Origin of the sequence: Prosthecobacter debontii, assembly GCF_900167535.1 — a bacterium.
Taxonomy (GTDB): Bacteria; Verrucomicrobiota; Verrucomicrobiia; order Verrucomicrobiales; family Verrucomicrobiaceae; genus Prosthecobacter; species Prosthecobacter debontii.
The window spans coordinates 284,963-305,565 of record NZ_FUYE01000006.1; the positions used below are offsets into that span (position 1 = coordinate 284,963).

21 protein-coding genes are annotated in these 20,603 nt (G+C 58.5%); 11 read left to right on the top strand and 10 right to left on the bottom strand.

Annotated features, from left to right (window positions below):
• Window positions 1-49: 49 nt before the first annotated feature.
• A complete protein-coding gene (locus B5D61_RS11270) occupies window positions 50-553 on the top strand; it encodes a YybH family protein (RefSeq protein WP_078813493.1) in 504 nt (167 codons plus the stop codon).
• A 358-nt stretch (window positions 554-911) separates the two neighbouring features.
• Entirely contained in the window at window positions 912-2,315 is a 1,404-nt protein-coding gene (locus B5D61_RS11275; RefSeq protein WP_078813494.1) for an arylsulfatase, read from the top strand.
• Window positions 2,316-2,903: 588 nt separating this feature from the next.
• Here B5D61_RS11275 and B5D61_RS26990 read toward each other — a convergent pair.
• The 4 genes from B5D61_RS26990 to B5D61_RS11290 all read right to left on the bottom strand — a co-directional run bounded on the left by B5D61_RS26990 (window position 2,904) and on the right by B5D61_RS11290 (window position 5,274).
• Window positions 2,904-3,032: a hypothetical protein gene (locus B5D61_RS26990; protein ID WP_281251773.1), complete on the bottom strand. Its 129-nt coding sequence runs from the start codon at window positions 3,030-3,032 to the stop codon at window positions 2,904-2,906.
• A 360-nt stretch (window positions 3,033-3,392) separates the two neighbouring features.
• On the bottom strand, window positions 3,393-4,406 hold the full coding sequence (locus B5D61_RS11280; protein ID WP_078813548.1) for a zinc-binding alcohol dehydrogenase family protein: 1,014 nt from the start codon (window positions 4,404-4,406) through the stop codon (window positions 3,393-3,395).
• Between the two features lie 80 nt (window positions 4,407-4,486).
• A complete protein-coding gene (locus tag B5D61_RS11285) occupies window positions 4,487-4,816 on the bottom strand; it encodes a nuclear transport factor 2 family protein (protein ID WP_078813495.1) in 330 nt (109 codons plus the stop codon).
• A gap of 53 nt (window positions 4,817-4,869) precedes the next feature.
• Window positions 4,870-5,274, bottom strand: coding sequence for a Dabb family protein (locus tag B5D61_RS11290; RefSeq protein WP_078813496.1), 405 nt, complete (start codon window positions 5,272-5,274; stop codon window positions 4,870-4,872).
• A 215-nt stretch (window positions 5,275-5,489) separates the two neighbouring features.
• Here B5D61_RS11290 and B5D61_RS11295 point away from each other — a divergent pair, with 215 nt between their 5' ends.
• The 5 genes from B5D61_RS11295 (at window position 5,490) to B5D61_RS11315 (ending at window position 9,934) form a co-directional block, all read left to right on the top strand.
• Window positions 5,490-5,909 carry a hypothetical protein gene (locus B5D61_RS11295; protein ID WP_078813497.1) on the top strand — a complete coding sequence of 140 codons (420 nt, stop codon included), beginning with the start codon at window positions 5,490-5,492 and terminating at the stop codon, window positions 5,907-5,909.
• Window positions 5,910-6,055: 146 nt separating this feature from the next.
• Window positions 6,056-7,432: an alkaline phosphatase family protein gene (locus B5D61_RS11300; RefSeq protein WP_078813498.1), complete on the top strand. Its 1,377-nt coding sequence runs from the start codon at window positions 6,056-6,058 to the stop codon at window positions 7,430-7,432.
• A 305-nt stretch (window positions 7,433-7,737) separates the two neighbouring features.
• Window positions 7,738-8,382, top strand: a complete 645-nt coding sequence (ycaC, locus tag B5D61_RS11305; RefSeq protein WP_078813499.1) for an isochorismate family cysteine hydrolase YcaC — start codon at window positions 7,738-7,740, stop codon at window positions 8,380-8,382.
• A 140-nt stretch (window positions 8,383-8,522) separates the two neighbouring features.
• Window positions 8,523-9,017, top strand: a complete 495-nt coding sequence (locus B5D61_RS11310) for a VOC family protein (protein ID WP_078813500.1) — start codon at window positions 8,523-8,525, stop codon at window positions 9,015-9,017.
• 50 nt (window positions 9,018-9,067) lie between these two features.
• Window positions 9,068-9,934, top strand: a complete 867-nt coding sequence (locus B5D61_RS11315; protein WP_078813549.1) for a pirin family protein — start codon at window positions 9,068-9,070, stop codon at window positions 9,932-9,934.
• A gap of 81 nt (window positions 9,935-10,015) precedes the next feature.
• Here B5D61_RS11315 and B5D61_RS11320 read toward each other — a convergent pair whose 3' ends face one another.
• Genes B5D61_RS11320 through B5D61_RS11330 form a run of 3 tightly spaced genes read right to left on the bottom strand, consistent with a single transcriptional unit; the run spans window position 10,016 to window position 11,736 of the window.
• Window positions 10,016-11,044 (bottom strand): hypothetical protein, encoded by a 1,029-nt coding sequence (locus B5D61_RS11320; protein WP_078813501.1) that lies wholly within the window; start codon window positions 11,042-11,044, stop codon window positions 10,016-10,018.
• Between the two features lie 21 nt (window positions 11,045-11,065).
• On the bottom strand, window positions 11,066-11,485 hold the full coding sequence (locus B5D61_RS11325; protein ID WP_078813502.1) for a hypothetical protein: 420 nt from the start codon (window positions 11,483-11,485) through the stop codon (window positions 11,066-11,068).
• Window positions 11,482-11,736: a hypothetical protein gene (locus tag B5D61_RS11330; protein WP_078813503.1), complete on the bottom strand. Its 255-nt coding sequence runs from the start codon at window positions 11,734-11,736 to the stop codon at window positions 11,482-11,484. The genes B5D61_RS11325 and B5D61_RS11330 overlap by 4 nt, the downstream gene beginning before the upstream one ends.
• 121 nt (window positions 11,737-11,857) lie before the next feature.
• On the opposite strand from B5D61_RS11330, the gene B5D61_RS11335 reads away from it, so the two are divergent.
• The 3 genes from B5D61_RS11335 to B5D61_RS11345 are packed head-to-tail and all read left to right on the top strand — an operon-like array spanning window position 11,858 to window position 13,081.
• Window positions 11,858-12,082, top strand: a complete 225-nt coding sequence (locus B5D61_RS11335; RefSeq protein WP_139373209.1) for a hypothetical protein — start codon at window positions 11,858-11,860, stop codon at window positions 12,080-12,082.
• Between the two features lie 59 nt (window positions 12,083-12,141).
• Window positions 12,142-12,546 (top strand): hypothetical protein, encoded by a 405-nt coding sequence (locus B5D61_RS11340; protein WP_078813505.1) that lies wholly within the window; start codon window positions 12,142-12,144, stop codon window positions 12,544-12,546.
• Between the two features lie 52 nt (window positions 12,547-12,598).
• On the top strand, window positions 12,599-13,081 hold the full coding sequence (locus B5D61_RS11345) for a M15 family metallopeptidase (RefSeq protein ID WP_176159367.1): 483 nt from the start codon (window positions 12,599-12,601) through the stop codon (window positions 13,079-13,081).
• Between the two features lie 254 nt (window positions 13,082-13,335).
• Here B5D61_RS11345 and B5D61_RS11350 read toward each other — a convergent pair whose 3' ends face one another.
• Complete coding sequence (locus B5D61_RS11350) at window positions 13,336-14,991, bottom strand: endonuclease/exonuclease/phosphatase family protein (protein WP_176159368.1); 1,656 nt, start codon at window positions 14,989-14,991, stop codon at window positions 13,336-13,338.
• Between the two features lie 134 nt (window positions 14,992-15,125).
• Here B5D61_RS11350 and B5D61_RS11355 point away from each other — a divergent pair, with 134 nt between their 5' ends.
• The gene (locus B5D61_RS11355; RefSeq protein WP_217698966.1) at window positions 15,126-16,046 is read left to right on the top strand and encodes a LamG domain-containing protein; all 921 of its coding nucleotides are present in this window, start codon (window positions 15,126-15,128) and stop codon (window positions 16,044-16,046) included.
• 54 nt (window positions 16,047-16,100) lie between these two features.
• Here the strand turns inward: B5D61_RS11355 and B5D61_RS11360 are convergent, their stop codons facing one another.
• Window positions 16,101-17,537 carry an efflux transporter outer membrane subunit gene (locus B5D61_RS11360; protein ID WP_078813509.1) on the bottom strand — a complete coding sequence of 479 codons (1,437 nt, stop codon included), beginning with the start codon at window positions 17,535-17,537 and terminating at the stop codon, window positions 16,101-16,103.
• A gap of 331 nt (window positions 17,538-17,868) precedes the next feature.
• Complete coding sequence (locus B5D61_RS11365) at window positions 17,869-20,490, bottom strand: M16 family metallopeptidase (RefSeq protein WP_078813510.1); 2,622 nt, start codon at window positions 20,488-20,490, stop codon at window positions 17,869-17,871.
• Window positions 20,491-20,603 lie beyond the last annotated feature (113 nt).

Here is a 20,603-nt window from a genome sequence, read left to right on the forward strand (position 1 = left end):
GCGGTTGTGAGTGAGGCGGATACTAAGAAGGTGAATAACTTCGAAAACGATGAAAGCATCATCCAACCGCGCGACCGATGGCCTGCGAATCAGTGGCATGACTACAACCCTCGAATCCCCACCTGATGTGGCGGCCATCCATGCGGAGATCGATGCATGGGCGGATGCCATCCGTCATAAGGACGTGAATAACGCCCTCTCTCACTTTGCGCCTCAGTCGGTGCGTTTTTTCATGGGCCCGCCCTTGGAAACCGATTCACCGCTCAAGGATAACCTGGAAAACTGGTTCCGTACCTTTGACGGTGAGCTCGGTTATGAAGTCCGTGGCCTCACCATTACCGCCAGCGGTGACTTAGCCTACAGCCACAGTTTCAACCACCTCTGCGGCACGAAGACCGATGGTCAGCAGGCGGACGTGTGGTTCCGTGAGACGCTGTGCTTCCGCAAGATCGGTGGTCAATGGCGCATCGTGCATGCCCATGAGTCCGTGCCCTTTTACATGGATGGCACTCAGCGCGCGGCCCTAGACCTGCAACCACCGAGCCTTGGGTAAAGCGGGGCGGATGAATGGATGATGGATAGGTGGATGAATGGATGGGGCTTTGAGCCCATCCTTCGAAGTGGCCCGCACACTCTGTGTGCGGAAAGCCAGACTTGGCCGTGCGTCGACGTCCCTCGTGGCTGCTGACCTTGCAAAGGAGCTGCCCTCTGAATCATGATCCAGCAACCGCACTGACGGATTGAAGACCTTGTTTCCTCGTTTCGGCCTGCGCACGGTATCTCGCGCACGAAGTGTATGGACCACGGGCATGCCATCATCGTGATGAATACATGCATTCATCCACCTATCCCATCCCCCACTTATCCGGCAATCCCTGCCAGATCCGCACTTCACCGGCGTTCTCAAAGGCATGAAGTGGAAGTTTACAGCCTGTCTTGTGTCCTTGTCCTGGTGTTTGTCAGCGGTCCTGTCCGTAGCTGCGGAGGATCGGCCTAACATCATCTTCATTCTCTGCGATGACCTGGCTCAGGGAGATCTGGGCTGTTATGGGCAGAAGCTGATTCAGACGCCGAATCTGGATCGCATGGCGGCCGAGGGCACGATGTATCCGCAGCTCTACTCCGGCACCAGCGTGTGTGCGCCCTCGCGTAGCTCCCTCATGACCGGCTTTCACATGGGCCACTGCCCGATTCGCGCGAATCGTGAGATCCAGCCCGAGGGGCAGATGCCTTTACCCGAAGGCACAAAAACGGTCGCCCACATCCTCAAGGAGGCGGGTTATGCTACGGCCTGCACGGGCAAGTGGGGCATGGGCATGTTCGATACCACGGGCAGCCCTCTGAAGATGGGCTTTGATCACTTCTATGGCTACAATTGCCAGCGCCATGCCCACAGTTATTTCCCCACCTACCTGTGGAAGGACGACCAGCACGTGGAGCTGGATGGCAAGACCTACGCGCAGGAGCTCATCATCCAGGATACCCTGGGCTGGGTGCGTGCCCAGGCCGGGAAGCCCTTCTTTCTTTTTCACGCGGTAACGCTGCCGCATGGCAAATTCGAGATCGACGACCAAGGCATCTACAAGGACAAGCCGTGGACGGAGTTGCAAAAGAACTACGCCGCCATGGTCACCCGCCTGGACAGTGATGTGGGGCGGCTCTTGGCCTTGCTGAAGGAACTCAAGGTGGATGAGCGCACGCTGGTCATCTTTGCTGGAGACAACGGGGCTTCCTTTGCTCCGGATTCTGAGGTGGGGCGTCTGTTTGATCAATCCATGGGCGGCAAACTGCGCGGGTATAAACGCAGCCTGTATGAAGGAGGGCTGCGTCAGGCCGGCATCGCCCGCTGGCCAGGGCATGTGCCCGCAGGTCAGGTGAATGAAACCCCGTGGGCCTTCTGGGACTTCCTGCCCACGGCGGCTGAGCTGGCCGGGGCGAAACTCACGGCGGGTGCCAACAGTGATGGCCTCTCCATGGTGCCGCTGCTGACCGGTGGCGGGGCCCCACAGCACTCCAGCTTTTACTGGGAACTCCATGAGGGCACCTCCCTCCAGGCCCTGCGTTTTGGCGACTGGAAGGCGGTCAAAAATGGCCCCCAGGCCAAGACCGAGCTCTATGATCTGAAGACCGATCTCAGTGAGTCCCACGACATCGCTGCGGAGAACTCGGGCATCGTGGCGAAGGCCGAAACGATCATGGCCGCCTCTCGCGCTAAGGATCCTCTCTGGCCTCTGGTGCAAAAGCAGCCCGGCAGAGGCAAAGGTAAGGGGAAAGCTCCAGTCAAAACGAAGGCCAAGGCCGCGGCGAAAGACTGAGGCGGAGGGGATTCAGCAATTTGTATTCAGTGATCCGTCTTCAGAGTTCGGAGCCCCGTCTGAGGCGGCGCGAAGAGACGTTCGAGAGGTCAAAGAATTCCGGCTGAAGGACCCTCCGAACCCAGAAGGCTGTTCCGGATGTCCCTCTCCTGTTCATCGTGCAAATCCTGTCTTCCTGTTAAAAAGTCAGGCGTGGATTGTGCACCCGCACCGCAGAAGCCACCGCACTTTCTCACCCAGAAGGCGCATCACGGTAATTAAATAGCGACCAGGGTCGCTTGCGTCTCTGGGTGAGAAGTGGGCGTCGTAAGTGGGTAACGGGACTTATCCGCACCCCCCTAAGGAGTCAGCGTGTAAGCGGCAGTTACACCAAAGACAGTGGATAAAACAACGATGCAGGTTAGGTCAAGGATCATATCTGCATTTCTTGGAGCTTTTGAGTTCTCAGTTAGAAAAAGGAGTCACCGCCCCGGCTCGACAGAAGGCACTGTAACGGCCTCCCGTAGACGCACAGAAACAACTTCCGAGCGCGGGGCGGTGAAGGGGGGGGAGGAACTCATGACAGAACAGCGGCTGGCAGGTCAGAGTTCAGCGTCCCAAAAGGAGATAAAGGATGATGAGGGTAGGCAGCGGCACACCGAGCACCCAAATCAAAATCCAAGCCAGCCGCCCCGGCAGAGAAGCCGATGGCTCGCGAGGTAGATAGGTGGTTTTCATGGCGCGGGGTTTTCATCGTTTATGGCCGCTCGTCTCAAGCGGCGAGATACTCTTATGCAAGTCGAGTGCCATGGATTTAGGTTTTGAATCAATCCTTTGAAAGCCAATGAATTACAGCTTCCGACTCACGGCGCTAACACCGTGCCAATTCCCCATTTTGCACGGAAATCGGAGATGCGGATCGGTGAATTGCACGGCGGTTTCTGTAAGGAAGGCTCCAGATGAGGGCGCATCGATTTCCGATTTACCCTGCGCACCTCCATCCATGTCGTCCGTGGGTTTCCCAGGCCTTAAAGGCAATGAGCACGCGTCTCTTTCGAGCGACCTGCAGGCCGCGCTGATGAACGACGGTGAATCGATTCAAGACCCGGCCAGCACCACCTTGCCAATGCTGCGTCCGCTTTCCACGAGCTGGTGGGCGCGGCGCAGGTTCTCGGCGGTCAGGGGGCTGTAGTCTTCCTTCAGCGTCGTCTGGATCTGATGCGCATCCACCAGATGAGAGACGTGGTTGAGCAGCTCGCCTTGCTTAGCCATGTCAGCGGTCTGATAGCGCGAGCGGGTGAACATGAACTCCCAGTGCAGGGAGATGCTCTTGGGCTTGAGTTTGGTCAGCTCCAGGGGGCGGTTGGGATTCTCGATGAGGGCGATGGCGCTCTGCGGGGCCATGGCCTGGATGATCTCATCGTAGTGATCCTCCGTGCGGGTCAGGGCTAAAACATGCGTGACTCCCTCAGGGGCCAGCGCCAGCACCTGCGCGGCCAGCGGCTGGCTGTGGTCAATGACATGATGCGCGCCCATCTTCAGGCACCAGTCCTGCGTCTCAGGCCGTGACGCGGTGGCGATGACCGTGAGATCGGTGAGCTGGCGGGCGAGCTGGATGGCGATAGACCCCACGCCACCGGCACCGCCGACAATGAGGATGGCTCCCTGATCTCCACGCAGGATGCGCATGCGATCAAACAGCATCTCCCAGGCCGTGATGGTGGTCAGGGGCAGGGCTGCGGCCTCGGCAAAGCTGAGCGTGCGCGGCTTTTGTCCGACGATGCGCTCATCCACACACTGGAACTCCGCATAGGAACCGGGGCGATCCACATCCCCTGCATAATAAACCTCATCCCCAGGGGCAAAGAGTGTGACCTCGCTACCCACCTCTTTGACGATCCCGGCGGCGTCCCAGCCTAGGATCTTCAGGGCAGCGCCTGGAGCCACCGGCCCGCCTCCGGAGCGGATCTTCGTATCCACGGGATTCACCGACACGGCTTTCACCTCCACCACCAGATCGCGCGGCCCTGGCACGGGCGCAGTCACGGTCACGTCCACGAGAGATTGGGGATCACTGCTGGGCAGAGGCTGGTAGAAGCTGATGGCTTTCATAAAAACGGGCAGGGGTGGATGATCGGTTACGGCACCGATAAGGAAACCAGACGCGTTTTCAATCTCTGCCGTGGCTGATTTCAAGGTGCGATCTTCAATTCCGTGATGAGGTGATCCTTCACTTCTAGCTCATGTTTCAGCACGATGGGGCTGCCTGGGAAGGTCCCGGAGACTTCCCCGAGAAAAGCCGTGTTTTCACCGGTGGAAAGCACCTCCTGCAAAACCAACTGAGGCTGATAACACGCCCAGGCTTTTTCAATCCAGCCACGGATTTGCTCTGTCCCTTGATGCCCGTGGCCTTCGTCGTGGACATAGGCCTCTGGATGGAACAAAGCCAGGTAGGCGGCGCTGTCTTGGGCATTCATGGCGGCGATAAAACGGGTGATGAGGGCAGACGGTTCGGTTTTCATGATCAAAGGTAGGTTAACGGTGAATCCAAATCATTGGTTAGGTGGTGTGCTGCTCACTGATCGGTGAAATGATAAAACAGCAGCTTGCGTGAGAGCGGTAGGAAGACCTCCTGGGCGGCCTTTTCATGCACCGGATGCGCAGCGTAGCGCTGCCGAGCTGCGTCATCGTCGAAGGTCAAAACGAAAGCCACATCGTAGCTGGTATCCGCTAGGCGACTGCCGACTGACATCGGTGTTCCCACCGCCGCGCTACGCACCTCAGGGATGTGTTTTCCAAAGTCATGCACCGCCTCAATGATGCGCGAGCGATCCTGCGGATTTTTCAGCCAGACGAAACCCACCTGATGCAGCTTTCCCTGCGGTAAAGTCGCTGAACTGCAGCTGGCCATGAGCATGACCCCGAGCGTGAGAAGGGCGAGGCAGGCTTGGTGGAGAGGAGAGATGTGGAGTCGTTTCATAAGGTGAACGTCCACATCCTCACTCCTGCCACTGACAACCCTATGTCAGCAGAGATCTTTTTTCCCACCGACGTGGGCCGCCTGTCCGCCGAACCCTGTGAGGAGGATGACTTCTCCTGCGCCAGCCGTCGCCCACCTCAGGGGGAGTGAGCTCGGCCTAACGGATTGACTTCACGATGGACCTTGGGTGATGATGGGATACTATCCTCGTTGTCATGGATCTCCTCACCCCACTGTTTCCCTCCGCCCTGTATGCATTGGCGGGAGCCTTGGTGGGGCCTTGGGTCGTGGCGTTGGTGAAACGTGACTGGAGTGGGGGCCGAAGATCGCATTTCTGGCTCGACCATCCCTCGCTCAGGCCGTGGACCTCTGCTCGAGATGTGGAGTCTCTGAGTCAGACTTTGTTACCGGGTAAACTCATGGTCCTGGGCGGCCTGCCCCTCTCTTGCGCCATCTGGGCGGCCTACGTTTCTCTGCTGGTGGGATTGCAGACCCATGGGTGGGTGATCCTCATGATTCCTGCGGTGTATGTCGGGACGTTAGAGATCGTCAGTGAGGTCCTGCGCAGTTTTCTCCTGTGGGGTTTGAGAAAGCAAAAGCGGTTAAGTTTGAAAGACTCGACCCCGCATGCCTGATGAGTGGCTCCGTTGCTTGATCTTAGGCCTTAGTGAGTCGGAAATGGCTGTCGAGATGCCTTTCCCATGGGCGCTGTGCGGAGGTCTCTGAAAGGAATCCCCTCAAGACTCCTTATTCTCCGCACGCTGATCCCAACCCACCTGTTATGCGTTCCTCTCTGCTTGTCTTTGCTCTTGCCGCTTTTGTCGCAGCGAACCCTCTGTTGAAGGCCGATCCGGCTCAGGATCAGCATGTCATCCTCATCAGTGTGGATGGTCTGGCGCACTACTACTTTGACGATCCGAAAGCGCCCATGCCGACTATCCGCAAGCTGGCGGCTGAAGGTGCGCGGGCCAAGCGGATGAAGACCTCCCTGCCGACGGTGACCTGGCCTAACCATACCACGCTCGTGACGGGGGTGCAGCCCGGGAAACACGGGGTGATTGGCAACAGTGTCTTTGATCGGGCCACCCAAAAAGAGATCGTCTATCTCCCAGACCCGGTGTTTGACAAGGACGAGATCGTCAAGGTGCCCACGGTGTATGATGTGGTGCATCAGGCCGGGCTGAGCACTGCAGGCATCATCTGGCCCGCCTCACGCAATGCCAAGACGCTGGACTGGACCGTGCCTGATGTCGGCACGCAGGAACTCTTTACTAAATACGGCACGCCTTCGTTGCTGGAGGAATGCCGTGCGGCGGGCATCCCGGTGGATCGCCAGGAAGAGTGGTGCAAGGCAGGCAATGCTGGCAAGTTCCCACGTGACAACCTCTACACCCAGATGGCGGTGCATGTGATCAAGAAACACAAGCCGAACTTCCTGGCCCTGCACCTCGTCAGTGTGGATGCCTTTGAGCATGCGACCGGACGTCAAACCCCTGAGACCTATGCCGCCATCCAGGATAGCGACAATCACATCCGCGACATCGTCCAGGCCGTCGAGGAGGCCGGGCTGAAGGACAAAACCACCTTCATCATCACGGCAGACCACGGTTTCATCACCTACACGAAGATCATCCAGCCGAATGTGCTGCTGAAACAGCTCGGTTACATCAAAGCCTTCGGCCCTCGTCCCACGGAGCGTCAGGTGTGGAGCTTCTCTCAGGGCGTGGCTTACATCTACGTGCTGGATCAGCCTAACAAAAAGAAAATTATCGAAGACATCACCCCCAAGCTGGCGGCCATGGAAGGCGTGGAGCAGGTGATCGAGGAAAAAGACTTCGCCCAATACGGCATGCAGACCCCGGCTGAAGATGCCCGCATGCCCGACCTCATCCTCTCCGCCAAAGACGGTTACTACTTCGGCAACAACGTCGCCGGAGATCAACTCATCGAGAAAACCGACGCCCCGAAAGGGGCCCACGGTTATTCCCCCTCGCATCCGCTCATGGACGCCAGCTTCGTCATCGCTGGTCCGCGCATCAAGCCCGGCACCGTTCTCGACCTCATCTCCAACACCGATGTCGCCCCCACCGCCTCGCATTTACTGGGGGTGGAGATGCAAGACGTGGATGGGAAGGTGCTGAGTGAGGTGATGAGGTGATTCCTCCCGAAGGGAGGGCGGACATTAGCCGGGGGGCCAACCCCCGGAACCACCGGAGAAAAGATCATCCATTCCATGGTCGCGCGCCAGAGGTGCGCGAGACAGGCCAATCCTTGGTGGATATCGGTGTTTTATGTCCATTCAGAACGGCCACTCAGCCATACCAAATCCGCATGCTCAGGCCAGGGTTCGGGCATTTCCATCGGGACGGTGGGTTTGATATAACTGGGGCGGCTGAGGACGAACAGATTCGCCATCAACCGCTGAATCCAAGACACCCTTTCAACCCTAACGAATCTAAACTCATGAGCTCTTATCCTTACAATCGCCTCGATAAAAATGACGCCGCGGTCCTCCTCGTGGATCATCAGTCTGGCCTGACCAATCTGGTGCATGATTTCTCTCCAGACGACTTTAAGAACAATGTGCTGGCCCTGGCCGATGCGGCCAAGTATTTCCAGCTGCCGACGATCCTAACGACCAGCTTTGAAAATGGTCCCAACGGTCCGCTGGTGCCGGAGATCAAAGAGATGTTTCCCGATGCGCCCTACATCGCCCGACCTGGCAATATCAATGCCTGGGATAACGAAGACTTTGTCAAAGCGGTGAAGGCCACGGGGAAGAAACAACTCATCATCGCAGGGATTGTCACTGAGGTGTGTGTGGCCTTCCCGGCACTGTCGGCGCGTGAGGAGGGTTTTGAGGTGTTTGTGGTGACGGATGCCTCGGGCACCTTCAATAAGACCACACGGGATGCGGCCTGGATGCGCATGCAGGCGGCGGGTTGTCAGCTCATGACTTGGTTTGGTCTGGCCTGTGAGTTGCATCGTGACTGGCGCAATGATGTGGAGGGCCTGGGCACGCTGTTCTCGAACCACCTGCCCAACTACCGCTGCCTGTTCACCAGCTACAATGCGACGCAGGCGGCCGTGGCTGCGGCGACGAAGTGAGTGAGTGGGATGTCCCATCGGTGGCTCCTGGGGGACCAGGAGCCCTTCCTGCCGGGGCTGCCCTGTCTCTCTGATCTCTAGACATGCTCAGACCAAGAAACGTGCATTTTCACCCGGGCCATTCGGTGGCTCATTGACGCATGAAAGAAACCCCAACCTCCCCCGCCATCGACCCCGGCGTGCGCATCGGTCATGTGCATTTGAAAGTGGCGGATCTCGAGCGTGCGCTGGCCTTTTACAGCGGCGTTCTCGGGTTCACGATCACGCAGCGTTATGGCCCGGGCGCTGCCTTCATCTCGGCGGGTGGCTATCACCATCACATCGGTCTGAATACCTGGGAAAGCCGAGGTGGAAAACCTCCACCCCCCGGAACCACGGGTCTTTATCACACGGCCATTCTTTACCCCACGCGGGAGGCTTTGGCCGATGCCCTACGGCGGCTCATCGCGGCGGGCATCCCGCTGGACGGCGCAGCGGATCATGGCGTGAGCCTGGCGCTGTATCTGCGTGACCCCGATGATAACGGCGTGGAACTGTATTGGGATCGCCCTGAATCCGAATGGCCGCGCGCTGGCGATGGTTCTCTGGCCATGTTTACCCGCGAGCTGGATCTGGAGGATCTGCTGCGGGCCTGAACGAGCGGCGACCTTTTTTCACTCCAACCCCCATGGATAAGGATACCACTATGAAACCTCTCAAACGCATTCATCACAGCACCGCCATGCACTGGGTCGGTAACGGCTTTCCCGTGCGTTCCGTGTTTGATTACAATGGTCTCGGGCGTGAGCTCAGCCCGTTTCTTCTGCTCGACTACGCACCGCCTTATGACTTCCCACCGGGCGGAGCCAAGGAAAAGCGCGGTGTGGGAGCCCATCCTCACAAGGGCTTTGAAACCGTGACCGTGGCCTATCAAGGCGAGCTGGAGCATCGTGACTCCAGCGGGGGTGGCGGGAAGATCGGCCCGGGCGATGTGCAGTGGATGACCGCTGGGCGTGGCATCGTGCATGAGGAGTTTCACTCCGCGGCCTTTACCCAGAAAGGCGGCCGACTTCAGATGGCGCAGCTGTGGGTGAATCTGCGTGCTGTGGATAAAAAGGCAGCACCGCGCTACCAAACATTGCTTCAAAAAGACATTCCCACCGTCACCCTGCCGAATGAGGCGGGAAGCCTGCGAGTGATCGCGGGAGATTACTCTACCACGACAGGTCCAGCCAAGACGTACTCCCCCATTCAGCTCTGGGATGTGAGTTTGAAAGCGGGGCAGGATGTGACGCTCCCTGTGCCAGAGGGGCACACCACGGCTTTTCTGCTCTTGCAAGGCATGGTGACCATCCATGGAGACGCCGATGCTAAGGAAGGGGATTTGGCCATCTTTGAGCGTCAGGGACAGAGCCTCACACTCCATGCGAAAGAGGAAGCTCGTTTGCTGTTGATGGCTGGAGAACCTCTCAACGAACCCATCGCCGGTCACGGTCCCTTTGTGATGAACACATATGAAGAGATCGAAGCCGCCTTCGATGAATTTCAACGCGGTGAAATGGGCGGGCTGTGAGCAGGCATCAGTTTTCAGTGATCAGTGATAGTGATTCACGGCTGATCACTGCTAACTGGAAGCTGTTGACTGAAAACTGGCTTACCCATCTTCGCGTCGATTCACGAAATAGTTCCTGGCGGCGGTGATGAACTCCGCCGGGGCTTCTTCGGTCCATTCGACGAGGCCATTGCTGGCCAGGCGCAGGTGTTGAGCGGTCTGTAGGCCAGTGAGGCGCTCATGGCGTCGTGCGTAATCACGATGTTTGCGATCCCCATGCCATTCGTGGACACAGTCGCCAGACACCCATCCCATCTGACCGCCCGTCCACTGAGCCATCTTTTGGCGCCAGGGTTCGTAAAGATCGGCATCGACCTCGAAGAAGAGGGAGCAGCCGAGGCCAATGTGGTGTTTCGTCAGGGGGAGATCAAGCGCAGCAGCGGCAAAAGCCATGTCTCCACTGCCCAACGCCATCCAGGGGTAAATGCCACTGTATTCCTGCCACAGCTCTCGCCGTGCAGCCATGGCAAAGCCCGGATGGGCACCTGCGGTGAGGATTTCTCCCCGGCTGCCGACGCTGGGGCCGATGCGGTTGATTCGACCCTCGCGATTTGTCCAGAGGGCGCGCTCAAAGGGTTGCACCACCGCGAACGAATCCAATTTCAGTACGGTTTCCTCTGCCCAATGGGCATTCGTCATCCAGAGATCGGCATCCAGCCAGGCGATTTTGCAAAATTGGCTAGGCACTAGCTTTTCCGCTAGATTGAGCAAGGCCTCTTTTTGAAAGAGCAGTTGCCGTTGCGGGTCCACCTGAATCTGTCTCCAGCCGGGTAGATCCGCCGTTTGAGGCACCTGGCCTGGCAACACGGCCTCCACGCCATACACAGGGATGCCCTGCACCAGCATCTGCCGCAGAAAGCGATGCAGATGCTGGCGGGGGCGTTCATACCCCTGCCAATTGAAATGACAGGTAATGACCGCCAGTGGAGCCGTCTGCCCGTGATGTAGGGCAGATGGCTCAATGACGAAGCCTGGAAGATGGGGATCAGGCGTGTCAGGGAACGAAGGAGGCCATTTCTCGGCCTCCTTAATGGATGCCTGTCGTTTCGGCCAGGGATAACAACGGATCATTGGGCGATTCGGTGAAGCGCTTCAGTTGATCCAGGCACCACGGACCCAGAGAACAAGGCCGTAACCATATTCCCCATAAACCGAACCAGCACTGTTAAAATAAAAGGTGCTTTGGTTCACATATTGAGCCGGTAGCATCATGTTCACGGGGATCTCCGCCACGCCGTTGCTCAGGTAAACCGTCGTGTTCAACTGGTCGTTGAAATTGCGGTCATGCAAACGAAACGACAACTCGAACGGGGTTCCCCACCATTGATCGAATTCATAGAGAGTGAGGAACATTTTCTCGGCACGGAAATTCCGTGGAAGTGTAGGCAGCGTGACCGTGACCGGATTCGACGAGTTGATTTCGTTGGCATTCACGTTCGATGACAGGAGCTCAAAGCTGAGCATGTCCGCACCAGCGCCGCCCGAGAAGGCGGGAGTATTCAGAGTGCTCATGGATCGATGACGAGTTGAACGCCCGAAGCGTAGGTGGTGGATTTGATTTCGATGAACTTGGCGTTCGTGGACTGCACCGCGACACTCAGGCCATGGGGCAGAGTGATCTGCTGATTGGCTTGAGTTTCCGTGGCGATCCGCACCTGCATGTCATAGCCGGTGCGGTTGAGGATGGAGACGCGACTGCACGCGAGATTCGGCAGAGGCGCATAGGATGTGGTCACAGAGACCGTGCGTAATTGCGAGGTCATACGAAACCGGATCGGGTGTATCACCTTTGAAGCTGTCAAATGTTAAGATAAATAATTTGTTAGGTTCGATTTTTTGAGAGTGAACAATGAGGTGCAATAATTTCAGTTGACGATGTTTGGGATGATTCCCCCGATCGTTCAGATGACACTTGAGCAAGCATTGACTGCCGCTGTGGTCGCCCTCGCTGGATGCGTGGGGGGCCTGTTTACTTGGTTCAAAGGCCAATTCGCCCGTGTGGCGGAAAAACTGGAGGAATGCGAGCGCGATCGAGAGGCGCTCTGGGCCCGCGTGGCGAGCCTAGCCGCCGCCAGTGGCCTGGATGGCACCGACCTTTCCGCCGAGTGAGGGGCAAGCATCTCACTCAAGACAAAAAGAAAACAAAACGAACGACAACCTAACAAATAATGAAAACGAATCTATTGCGCAGTCTCACCGCTCTCTTTGCGGTCTGTTCCTTTATCGCCGGTCTAGGGGCTTACCTGGAGATCTTGCCAGTCGAATACGCCAAGATCGGCGGTCTCATTCTTGCCGCTGTTTTAGGCGTCAAGGAGATCGTCGTCATCATCGGGGACATCGCGGATGATGGTCAGCGCAATGGCTCCTTTAAGGTGCCGCCCGTTCCGCTCGTGCTTGCCTTTTTCCTGCCACTCTTGGCCTCCTGCTCCATGCGCGTGGATGGCACGAAGACCTTCCTGGGCCTCGACTCCACACAATGGGGAACGGTAGGGGTGGAAGCCGGCAAGGGGGCGCTGAAAAACGCCCTGCCGGTGTATCTGGAGAGCCGCCAGGGTATGGCTTTGAGCAAATGAATGAAACACCCACGAGAGCGGTTCGCTGAACCGCTCTTTTCTTTTGATGAGTATGAATGTCTCAAAACGAACATTGGAAAATCTCTCCAGCTTGAATGACAAAGCGAGAGCGAAGCTGGAGCCTTTCGTCGCCGCAGCTCAGGAGGTGATGGTCAAATACGGTGTCAAAGTGGAGGTCATCTCAGGCCTGCGCTCCTGGCAAAAGCAGGCGGAGCTTTATGCCGAAGGGCGGACGAAACCCGGTAAAATCGTCACCAAAGCCAAGCCGGGCTCGAGCTGGCATAACTACGGCCTAGCCATTGACCTGGGGCTTTTCAAGGACGGCCAATACCTGGACTCAGAGAACCCACGCCAGGCCGATAAACTGTATCAAGAACTCGGCCAACTGGCCGCAGCTCAGGGCATCGAGTGGGCGGGCACCTGGAAGAGTTTTGCCGAAGGCCCCCATTTCCAAATCACCTTCGGCCTCACCCTGGCCCAAGCACGATCCCAGATGGAGCGGAATGGACAGGATGTGCAGAAGCTGGTGTTTTAGCAAGGTTCGGTAGGCCGGATGTGTCTGGCGCTGAAGACCCTGCAAACACAAGCAAACATCATCGCCAGATGACCCGGCGGCTATGGGTGTGGAGGGCATCTGGAGTTTTTTGCTTTCAGGTGATACTTCGGGCAGAGCTATCTGTGGATCCTCCTGGGCGGAGTTGGATAGTTTGGCGATATCATGGTGAGGTGAACCACAGCCGTTTGCGCCAAACACATCCGGCCTACCGCAGTGAAGTCAACCAGACTCGTTTAAACCCCCGGTGGCTCTTGCAGGGGGATATCGGCCACGCAGGGGCTGTGATCGGAAAGGCGGATATTGAGTCCCTCGATCAAGCCGCTCAGAGTCTCGCCGTAATGCGGAGCGAGGCGATAGCTATCTGGGTGAGGCTGAGCGGATGGGGGTGCCTTGACAAAGATCCAGTCCAGCCGTGAACGACCCAGCGGGCCGATGGGGCGTTGCACCCGGAAGGTAGGGGTCTGGCCTTTGAGGGCCTTTTCATTGGAGTTGGCTAGCTTCGCTGAGGAGCGGTTGATGGAGCGTTCCTTATCACCGCGGAAATCAAAGCGTCCGCCATCGCTGAAGCGGAAGTCCTCGATGTTAACGAACATTCGACGTGTTTTGTTAGGCAGGACGACGGGGATGTGCGGGGCTAGCGGACTGTGGAGGTTCTTGGTCGCATTCAGCAGCACGCGGCCTGAGTTCAGGGCGGCAGGCGCAGCCAGCAGCAGATCCATGCTCACGCTGAGCCAAGTCTCAGGATCGGTCGTGGTGCGGGAAAAGATGCGGGTGAGGGAGGTGGGGCTCATGTCCGCTTTGGAGGAGTTGTGATCTCCAGCCATGACAACGGTGTGCGGGATGGTTTGAATCTGCGCCAGGATTTCGGCCATCTGGGCCTCACGATCATGAGGGCGGGCTTTGATTTCGAGGTGATTGTTTACCACCGTGAGGGTGTTGTCGGGCAGGCCCGGGACATCTAAATCCACGCTGAAAAAGATGCGCCCGCCGATCTTCATCTCGCGCACGATCTCGTTGTCGAAGACGATCTCGGTGGCGATGCGGCGTGCTCCCTCCGCTAGGTCACGGCGTGCTTTCTCACCGGCATACCAATCGTAAGGTTGAGCCTGAAGCTGGAAGCTCTTGGCACTTTTGATAGGATAACGGGAGAGAATGGCCAGACCGAAGACGCCCTTGTAGCGGGCCTCATCCGGCTGATGCCGCACCATGCCACCACGACCATCAGGAATGGACTCCAGGCCGAGTAAGACGGGGTCGATTTCGAGTTGTTGTGGCGCATAGGCGTAGTTCATGCCGAGAGTGCGCGCCAGTTCTTGAGCCACATTGCGATACTCAGAGCGGCTGATGCCGATGTCCATCTCTTGCAGCAGCAGCACATCTGCGGTCAGCAGCCGCTCACGTTCACGACGCACTTCTTCATAAGCAGGGCTGCCTTTGGGCGCACCCCGCTGATCCATGAGTTTTTCAAAAGCGATTTCGGAGCCGAGCATCTCCGTCACTTCCTTCATGCGGATGGATTTCTCCACATTCCAGGTGGCGATGCGCAGGTAGTCGCCCATCTGCGGGTTCTGCAAGCGTGTCGGGCGCTTGCCTTGATAATAGGCTTCGTTGGAGATGAGGGGGGTGTTCAGCAGCTTCTCCAGCTTGGCTTGCAGCTTGCCTTCGGGCTTGGGATTCTCCAGCAGTTGCTTGAGCTCCTGGAAGGTCAAAAAATCCGTGCCGCGATAGCGTGGGTATCCGCCTGTGAATGAACGCACGGGTGCTGAGCGGGAGGTGATCTGTGTATTGACGATGTTCTTCTTGGGAAGGCTGCCGCAGCTAATCAGCAGTAGGGCGGATAGCAGGGTGCATGCAGTCTGGGAAAAGAGTGTCGAGGGGGGGCAGGGCATGGAACTGCTAGTTTCCTTCATAAATGTAGGGCTGCAAATGCGCAGCGCCTTTAGTGTTTCGTTGTTAAGTGAATCGAGAGGTGCATATTGACTTCTCACTCCGGCAGACCACCATGGCATCTCGCTCATTGGTTATGAATTTTTACAAGGACTTTGGTCTTGTCTTCCGGGTACTGCTCATCGCTGCCGGGTGCATTTGTGGGCAAGTGGAAGCAGGTGCGCAGAGCCCTGTAAAATGGGTGGATCTGCAGGGTCGTGAGATCATGGCGGAGTTCGTTTCGATCAACGGTGGAGACATCACCTTACGCATGAATGGAAAGCTCGTAACCTTTCCTTTAGGCACCCTCTCGGTCGAAAGTAAGCAGCAAGCCATCGCTCTGAATCTCGTGGCCAGTTCTGTGGGTGCAGAACCAGTGTCAGGCATGAACGATCGGATCGCGCGTTTCACCTTCGATGAGGCAACTCCTCACCGTGATGCTGTTTTAAAGAATGCTAAGCAGTCTGGCGGCTTGCTGGAGCTGAATGGCATTTATGAATTCAGCAACGAACCGGATGCCTATCGTGCCGTGCTAGCCTGCCCTCAATTGATCCGGGATCAGTTCACCGTGGCTGTCCGCGTGACGGTTGATCGGCTGGGTGATTGTGTGTTGGCGGGAGGCACATCTCATCGATGGCTGGCGCTACAGACGGATGAAAAAGGAGCTTTAAGCCTCTCTTTAAACAATGGGGCGGTCAGACTCGAAAGCAAAAAGGGTGGGCAATTGAAGCGTGGAAAGGTGGCGGACCTTGCCATTACGCACAATGTCGTGGATCACAGCCTGACTCTGTATCTGAATGGCGAAGAAGTGCAGAAGCATGTGTTGGCGTCCGACTTCCAGTTTAAGCCGATATCGAAACCGGGCGAGCCTGCTGGAGATAGCGTTTTTACCTTTACCAACTATTCCTCTGGTAGCGCGATGAAGGGCGAGGTGGACGAACTCATCGTTTATAATCGAGTCCTGACCCCTCGCGAGATTCGAGATCTAAAACTCGGTGTCAGGGCTCTGAATGAATAGGCTCCAAGACCGCCGTGAATGAAATCTAGTTAGGTGGTGTTCTTTTGGTGAAAATCAAAACTCACCCCCCAGGGCCAAATGAAGATCGGCGCGATTGCGCAGGCGATTGGCTTGGGCACTGATCAGGGAGCTGCGGGCGTCAAAGGCGCGCTGGCTGGCATCCAGCAGGGTCAGGACATCGGTGAGACCTTTCTCATACTGACCGAGAGCAAGCTTTTCCGAGCGTTCCGCTTCGGTGCTGGCGCGGCTGAGGGCGGCGGCTTGATCTCGCAGGAAGCGATCGGCGGCGAGCGCGGTTTCCACCTCCTGAAAGGCGGTGAGGGTGCGGCTCTTGTAAGTCATGAGCAGCTCATCGTAGCGGCCTCGCTCCAGTTTCACCCCTGCGACGAGGCGACCGCCTTGGAACAGGGTTTGCACGCCATTGGCGGCGATGGACCACAGGGCGGAGTCTGGGGCCAGCAGGTTATCCATGTCTTGAGAGGTGCGGCCGCTTTCGCCGGTGAGGCGGATGCTGGGTAGGAAGGCCTTCTTGGCGGCACTTTCCCGATTGAGTGAAGCCTCGATCTGGCGCTCCGCCGCACGCACATCGGGGCGGCGCAGCAGGAGTTCGGAGGGTAAGCCGACAGGGATGTTGCGATCCAGGCTGGGCAGGTGCGTGAGCCCTGCGGCCTTGCCTGCAGGGTAACCGCCGAGCAATATCTCCAGCGCGCGTCGGGTCTCATCAGCCGTCGCACGGCGCTGTTGAAGCGTGGACTCGGTGCGGGCGAGGTCGGCGCGGGCGAGGCTCACATCCAAGGCCGCACGATCTGGATCGATGCCGCGATCCAATTGTTTTTCCAGGATGGAAAGTTGGGTGCGACGTGTCTGCACATTTTGTTCGGTCAGTCGGATGAGGGATTCGGCCTCTGCCAGGGTGATGGCGGTGCGCACGGTGTTGGCAGCCAGGGAAAGTCGAGCGGCGTGGAAGTTCTCCTCGGCCGCGAGGCGACTGGCTTTGGCGGCGCGACGCTCATCGGCAATGCGCCCCCAGAAATCAATCTCCCACGAGACGTTGAAGGGCAGGCGGAAGCGATTGTTGATCGGCGTCAGGCCGGAGAAACGCTGGTCACCTGGGCTCTGGGAGCGTGAAGCGCTGTAACCTGCTGTGACGGTGGGAAACATGGCGGCCCCAGCCTGCACGGTCTGCGCATGAGCTTGGCGCACACGGGCTGCTGCGGCCTGCAGATCGGGGTTGGCGGTGATGGCTTGATCGACCAGAGCCCGCAGGGCCGGGCTGTTGAAATCCGCGAGCCAACCGGTGGAGGCTTTTTCAGGGAGGGAGGGCAGGGCGGCCCATTTCTCAGGAGCCAGGTCTTGCAGCGCCCGCATGTCCCGATCCAGACGCTTGCTCCCCAGCGGCGGCAGCAGCCCGCAGGAAACTAGGCCTACGAGGCAAAGGCAGCGCGTGCTCCATGTGAGCAGGGAAGGGAACCGGAAAGTCAGGAGAGACATCGAGAAAACGAAGAGATAATCGGTTCATCCTTGGCCGAAAAGCCTGAAAAGCGAAAGAGAGAAGTATTGGGCGAGCCGGAGTTTGGAGCACCGCCTTTAGGCGGAATCAAGGAACCAACGATCATTCACAGATTCCGGCTAAAGTCGGGGCTCCGAACAAACTCTGCCAAGGGCGACCCGAATGATGAGATCCAAACATTTAGCCCTGCGTCTTTCCATGACTTCCCTCTTTCTGTGAATGAATCCTGAGAATCTTGTCATTCTGTCGAAAAGCCTCTCAGGCGACCGCTCCATCGTCCTCTTGCGAACGATGGAGTGACTTCCTCACGGGTTAACCCTCCACCTTGGCTTCTGGCATCACAGTCACCACATGCGCTTGGTCGGCCCCGAAGTAGGTTTGGGCCACTCGGCGCAGGTCTTGGCTGGTCAGGGCATCCACGGCCTCGGGGAGGCGGCGGAAGTGCTCGTAGCCGTGGCCATTGAGTTCATTCCAGGCATAGGCATCCGCTAGGCTGGCGTTCCCCTGCTGGGCGCGTAGCCAGCCGGATTTCCAGGTGGTCTTGGCGCGGGTGATTTCATCGTCCGTTAGGCCGTTTTTCACCAGATCGGCGATCTGCGTCATCATCTCCTGGCGTGCGAGATCGGCTTTTTCCGGACTGGTGCCCACGTAGAAGTAGAAGGCCCCGGCGCCGAGCGCGGAAAAGTGCTGCGCCCCGACGTAGTAGGCCAGACCGAGTTCCTCGCGGATGCGGTTGAAGAGGCGGCTGCCCATATCGCTGCAGGCTTCATCAATCAGCGAGAGGGCCTGGCTGTCGGCATGATGCAGACCCACCGTGCGGAAGCCGATGACGATGATGGCCTGCTCTTTATCCATGTGCAGGTCATGGCGTGCCGGTTTGCCTTGGTTAGGAGCCTGGGCCACATCATCAGCGTGATAGTGGCGGCTGCCTTTCTTCAGTTTACCCAGCGCTTTTTCCACCTGCATGCGCACCGTGGCGGCTTTCACATCGCCATGGATGCAGATCACGCCGTTAGCCCCGGTGAGCGAGCGCTCCAGCATGGCGCGGCAGGTATCCACCTTCAGTGCTTTGACAGACTCTTCCGTGCCCAGTGCGGTGCGGGCAAAGGGGCCACCGGCAAAGATCTCCCGGCGGGCATGGCGCAGGGCCACGGTGAGGGGATCTTCCTTCTCTTCCTGGATGGAGGCGACCTGGCGCTTTTGCACTTCCTTCAGCTGAGCCGCGGGCAGGGTGGCGTTCTGGATCAAATCCGCGATCAGGTCCAAACCGAGAGCTTCATCTCCACGCATGACGTCGGCGCCTAACAAATAACGATGCGCGTCTGAGGTGCACTGAAGCGAGCCGCCCAGGTTTTCCAGCTCGGAGGCGATCTCGAGCGCGCTGCGTTTCTTCGTGCCTTTCAGCAGCAGAGCCGCCGACACCTGGGTGGCACCCCCATTGGCGGCGGTTTCTGCAGGCACCCCGGCCAGGAAGCTGGCACGGATGGCGACGAGCGGCAGGCGCGGGTTTTCGCCGATGAGCAGAGTCAGGCCATTGGGCAGGACAAAGCGCTGAAGCACTTGCTTGGCTGTGCTGCCGACATCGCTGGTGGTGGAGGTCTCCACATCCGGCCCCACGATGGCGAGGCTGCTGGTGGCCGGGATGAGGTAACGCCGTGCCGCATCACGGATCATCGTGGGTGTCAGGGCCTTGATGGCGGCGAGGTAGTGGCGGCCATAGTCCAGGCTGCCGACCGCGAGCCAACTGCTGGCCAGAGCTGCGGCTTGGCCCTTGGTGCTGGCCAGGGCACGCACTTGTCCGGCGACGGTGGCGCGCACGGCTTTGGCGAGTTCGGCGGCGGTGGGGCCCTTGGCTTTCATCGTCTCGACCACGGCCAGCATGGACTCACGGCAGGCTGTCGCGTCTTTCGGATCACACTCGGCTTCCACATTGAAGATGCCACACTCCTGCGCGCCCCAGGCTCCGGCCCAGACCCAGTGCGCGAGGTTGCGTTTCTCCCGCACCTCTTGATATAGGCGTGAGCTGCGACCAGCACCCAGCAGGAAGGCCAGCACGTCCAGGGCTGGTTTGTCAGGGTGTCCCTCACCGGGGATCTGCCAGCCCTGAGCCACGCGGGTGAGCTCGCTGGGGAAGTTCTTGCGCCCTTCACGCGGGCCGCGCTGCACCGGCTCCTGCGGTTGGAAAACCGGCTCATAGGGGCTGCGCTGCCACTCGCCTAACAAACGTTCGGCCAAAGCGAACGCCTCCTCGGTCTTCACCGCACCGGCAATGACCACAAAGCAGTTGTTCGGCACATAGTGCCGCTTCACAAAACCGGCCACGTCCGCCTGAGTCAGTTGATCAAACACGGGCCGGTGACCGATGATGGGGTGCTTCAGCGGGTGCTTGCGGAAGGCGGTGCTCTGCACCAGATGCTGGACCACGGAGCCCGCATCATCATTGTCCATGGCCATCTCGCGGCGGATCACATCCTGCTCTTTCTCCAGCTCGGCAGCGTCGATCTTGGAGTGCCGCACCATATCCGCCAGGATGTCCAGATAACCCTCCGTGTGCTCCGCCAGACCGTCGATCCAGTAAACCGTGCGGTTAAAGGTGGTGTAGGCATTCACATAGCCGCCCAGCGCCTGGATGCCCTGAGAGATATCGGCCGCCGTGCGCCGCAAGGTGCCTTTAAAAAGCATGTGCTCCACGCAGTGCGCGAGGCCGGCACCGGTCCACTGCTCCTCATGCAGGCTGCCCGCCTTCACCCAGATCTGCACACTCACCAGTGGATGCTCATGGTCCTCCCGCACGATCACCTCCAGCCCGTTGTCCAGGGTGCGCACCTGGGCCGTCATCGGCGGGATGTCCAGGGCACCGCCGCCCGCAGCGGCAGGAGCGCGGGCAGGGGATTTCTTCTTGGGGGTTGGGGCTGGGGAACGACGCGCAGGCATGGATGGAAGGAATACGCACAGTGGCGCAGCCACGGGCGCTGGCAAGGCGGGGATGGATTTGAAAAAAAAGGATGTTAGTGCGGCTCTCAGAGAGCCAGATGGGGGGACAGCCG

Bases quoted from the DNA above. Each gene is read 5' to 3' on its own strand.
- B5D61_RS11270 (WP_078813493.1), top strand. From the start codon at position 50: ATGAAAGCATCATCCAACCGCGCGACCGATGGCCTGCGAATCAGTGGC.
- B5D61_RS11275 (WP_078813494.1), top strand. From the start codon at position 912: ATGAAGTGGAAGTTTACAGCCTGTCTTGTGTCCTTGTCCTGGTGTTTG.
- B5D61_RS26990 (WP_281251773.1), bottom strand. From the start codon at position 3,032: ATGAAAACCACCTATCTACCTCGCGAGCCATCGGCTTCTCTGCCGGGG.
- B5D61_RS11280 (WP_078813548.1), bottom strand. From the start codon at position 4,406: ATGAAAGCCATCAGCTTCTACCAGCCTCTGCCCAGCAGTGATCCCCAA.
- B5D61_RS11285 (WP_078813495.1), bottom strand. From the start codon at position 4,816: ATGAAAACCGAACCGTCTGCCCTCATCACCCGTTTTATCGCCGCCATG.
- B5D61_RS11290 (WP_078813496.1), bottom strand. From the start codon at position 5,274: ATGAAACGACTCCACATCTCTCCTCTCCACCAAGCCTGCCTCGCCCTT.
- B5D61_RS11295 (WP_078813497.1), top strand. From the start codon at position 5,490: ATGGATCTCCTCACCCCACTGTTTCCCTCCGCCCTGTATGCATTGGCG.
- B5D61_RS11300 (WP_078813498.1), top strand. From the start codon at position 6,056: ATGCGTTCCTCTCTGCTTGTCTTTGCTCTTGCCGCTTTTGTCGCAGCG.
- ycaC (WP_078813499.1), top strand. From the start codon at position 7,738: ATGAGCTCTTATCCTTACAATCGCCTCGATAAAAATGACGCCGCGGTC.
- B5D61_RS11310 (WP_078813500.1), top strand. From the start codon at position 8,523: ATGAAAGAAACCCCAACCTCCCCCGCCATCGACCCCGGCGTGCGCATC.
- B5D61_RS11315 (WP_078813549.1), top strand. From the start codon at position 9,068: ATGAAACCTCTCAAACGCATTCATCACAGCACCGCCATGCACTGGGTC.
- B5D61_RS11320 (WP_078813501.1), bottom strand. From the start codon at position 11,044: ATGATCCGTTGTTATCCCTGGCCGAAACGACAGGCATCCATTAAGGAG.
- B5D61_RS11325 (WP_078813502.1), bottom strand. From the start codon at position 11,485: ATGAGCACTCTGAATACTCCCGCCTTCTCGGGCGGCGCTGGTGCGGAC.
- B5D61_RS11330 (WP_078813503.1), bottom strand. From the start codon at position 11,736: ATGACCTCGCAATTACGCACGGTCTCTGTGACCACATCCTATGCGCCT.
- B5D61_RS11335 (WP_139373209.1), top strand. From the start codon at position 11,858: ATGATTCCCCCGATCGTTCAGATGACACTTGAGCAAGCATTGACTGCC.
- B5D61_RS11340 (WP_078813505.1), top strand. From the start codon at position 12,142: ATGAAAACGAATCTATTGCGCAGTCTCACCGCTCTCTTTGCGGTCTGT.
- B5D61_RS11345 (WP_176159367.1), top strand. From the start codon at position 12,599: ATGAATGTCTCAAAACGAACATTGGAAAATCTCTCCAGCTTGAATGAC.
- B5D61_RS11350 (WP_176159368.1), bottom strand. From the start codon at position 14,991: ATGCCCTGCCCCCCCTCGACACTCTTTTCCCAGACTGCATGCACCCTG.
- B5D61_RS11355 (WP_217698966.1), top strand. From the start codon at position 15,126: ATGAATTTTTACAAGGACTTTGGTCTTGTCTTCCGGGTACTGCTCATC.
- B5D61_RS11360 (WP_078813509.1), bottom strand. From the start codon at position 17,537: ATGTCTCTCCTGACTTTCCGGTTCCCTTCCCTGCTCACATGGAGCACG.
- B5D61_RS11365 (WP_078813510.1), bottom strand. From the start codon at position 20,490: ATGCCTGCGCGTCGTTCCCCAGCCCCAACCCCCAAGAAGAAATCCCCT.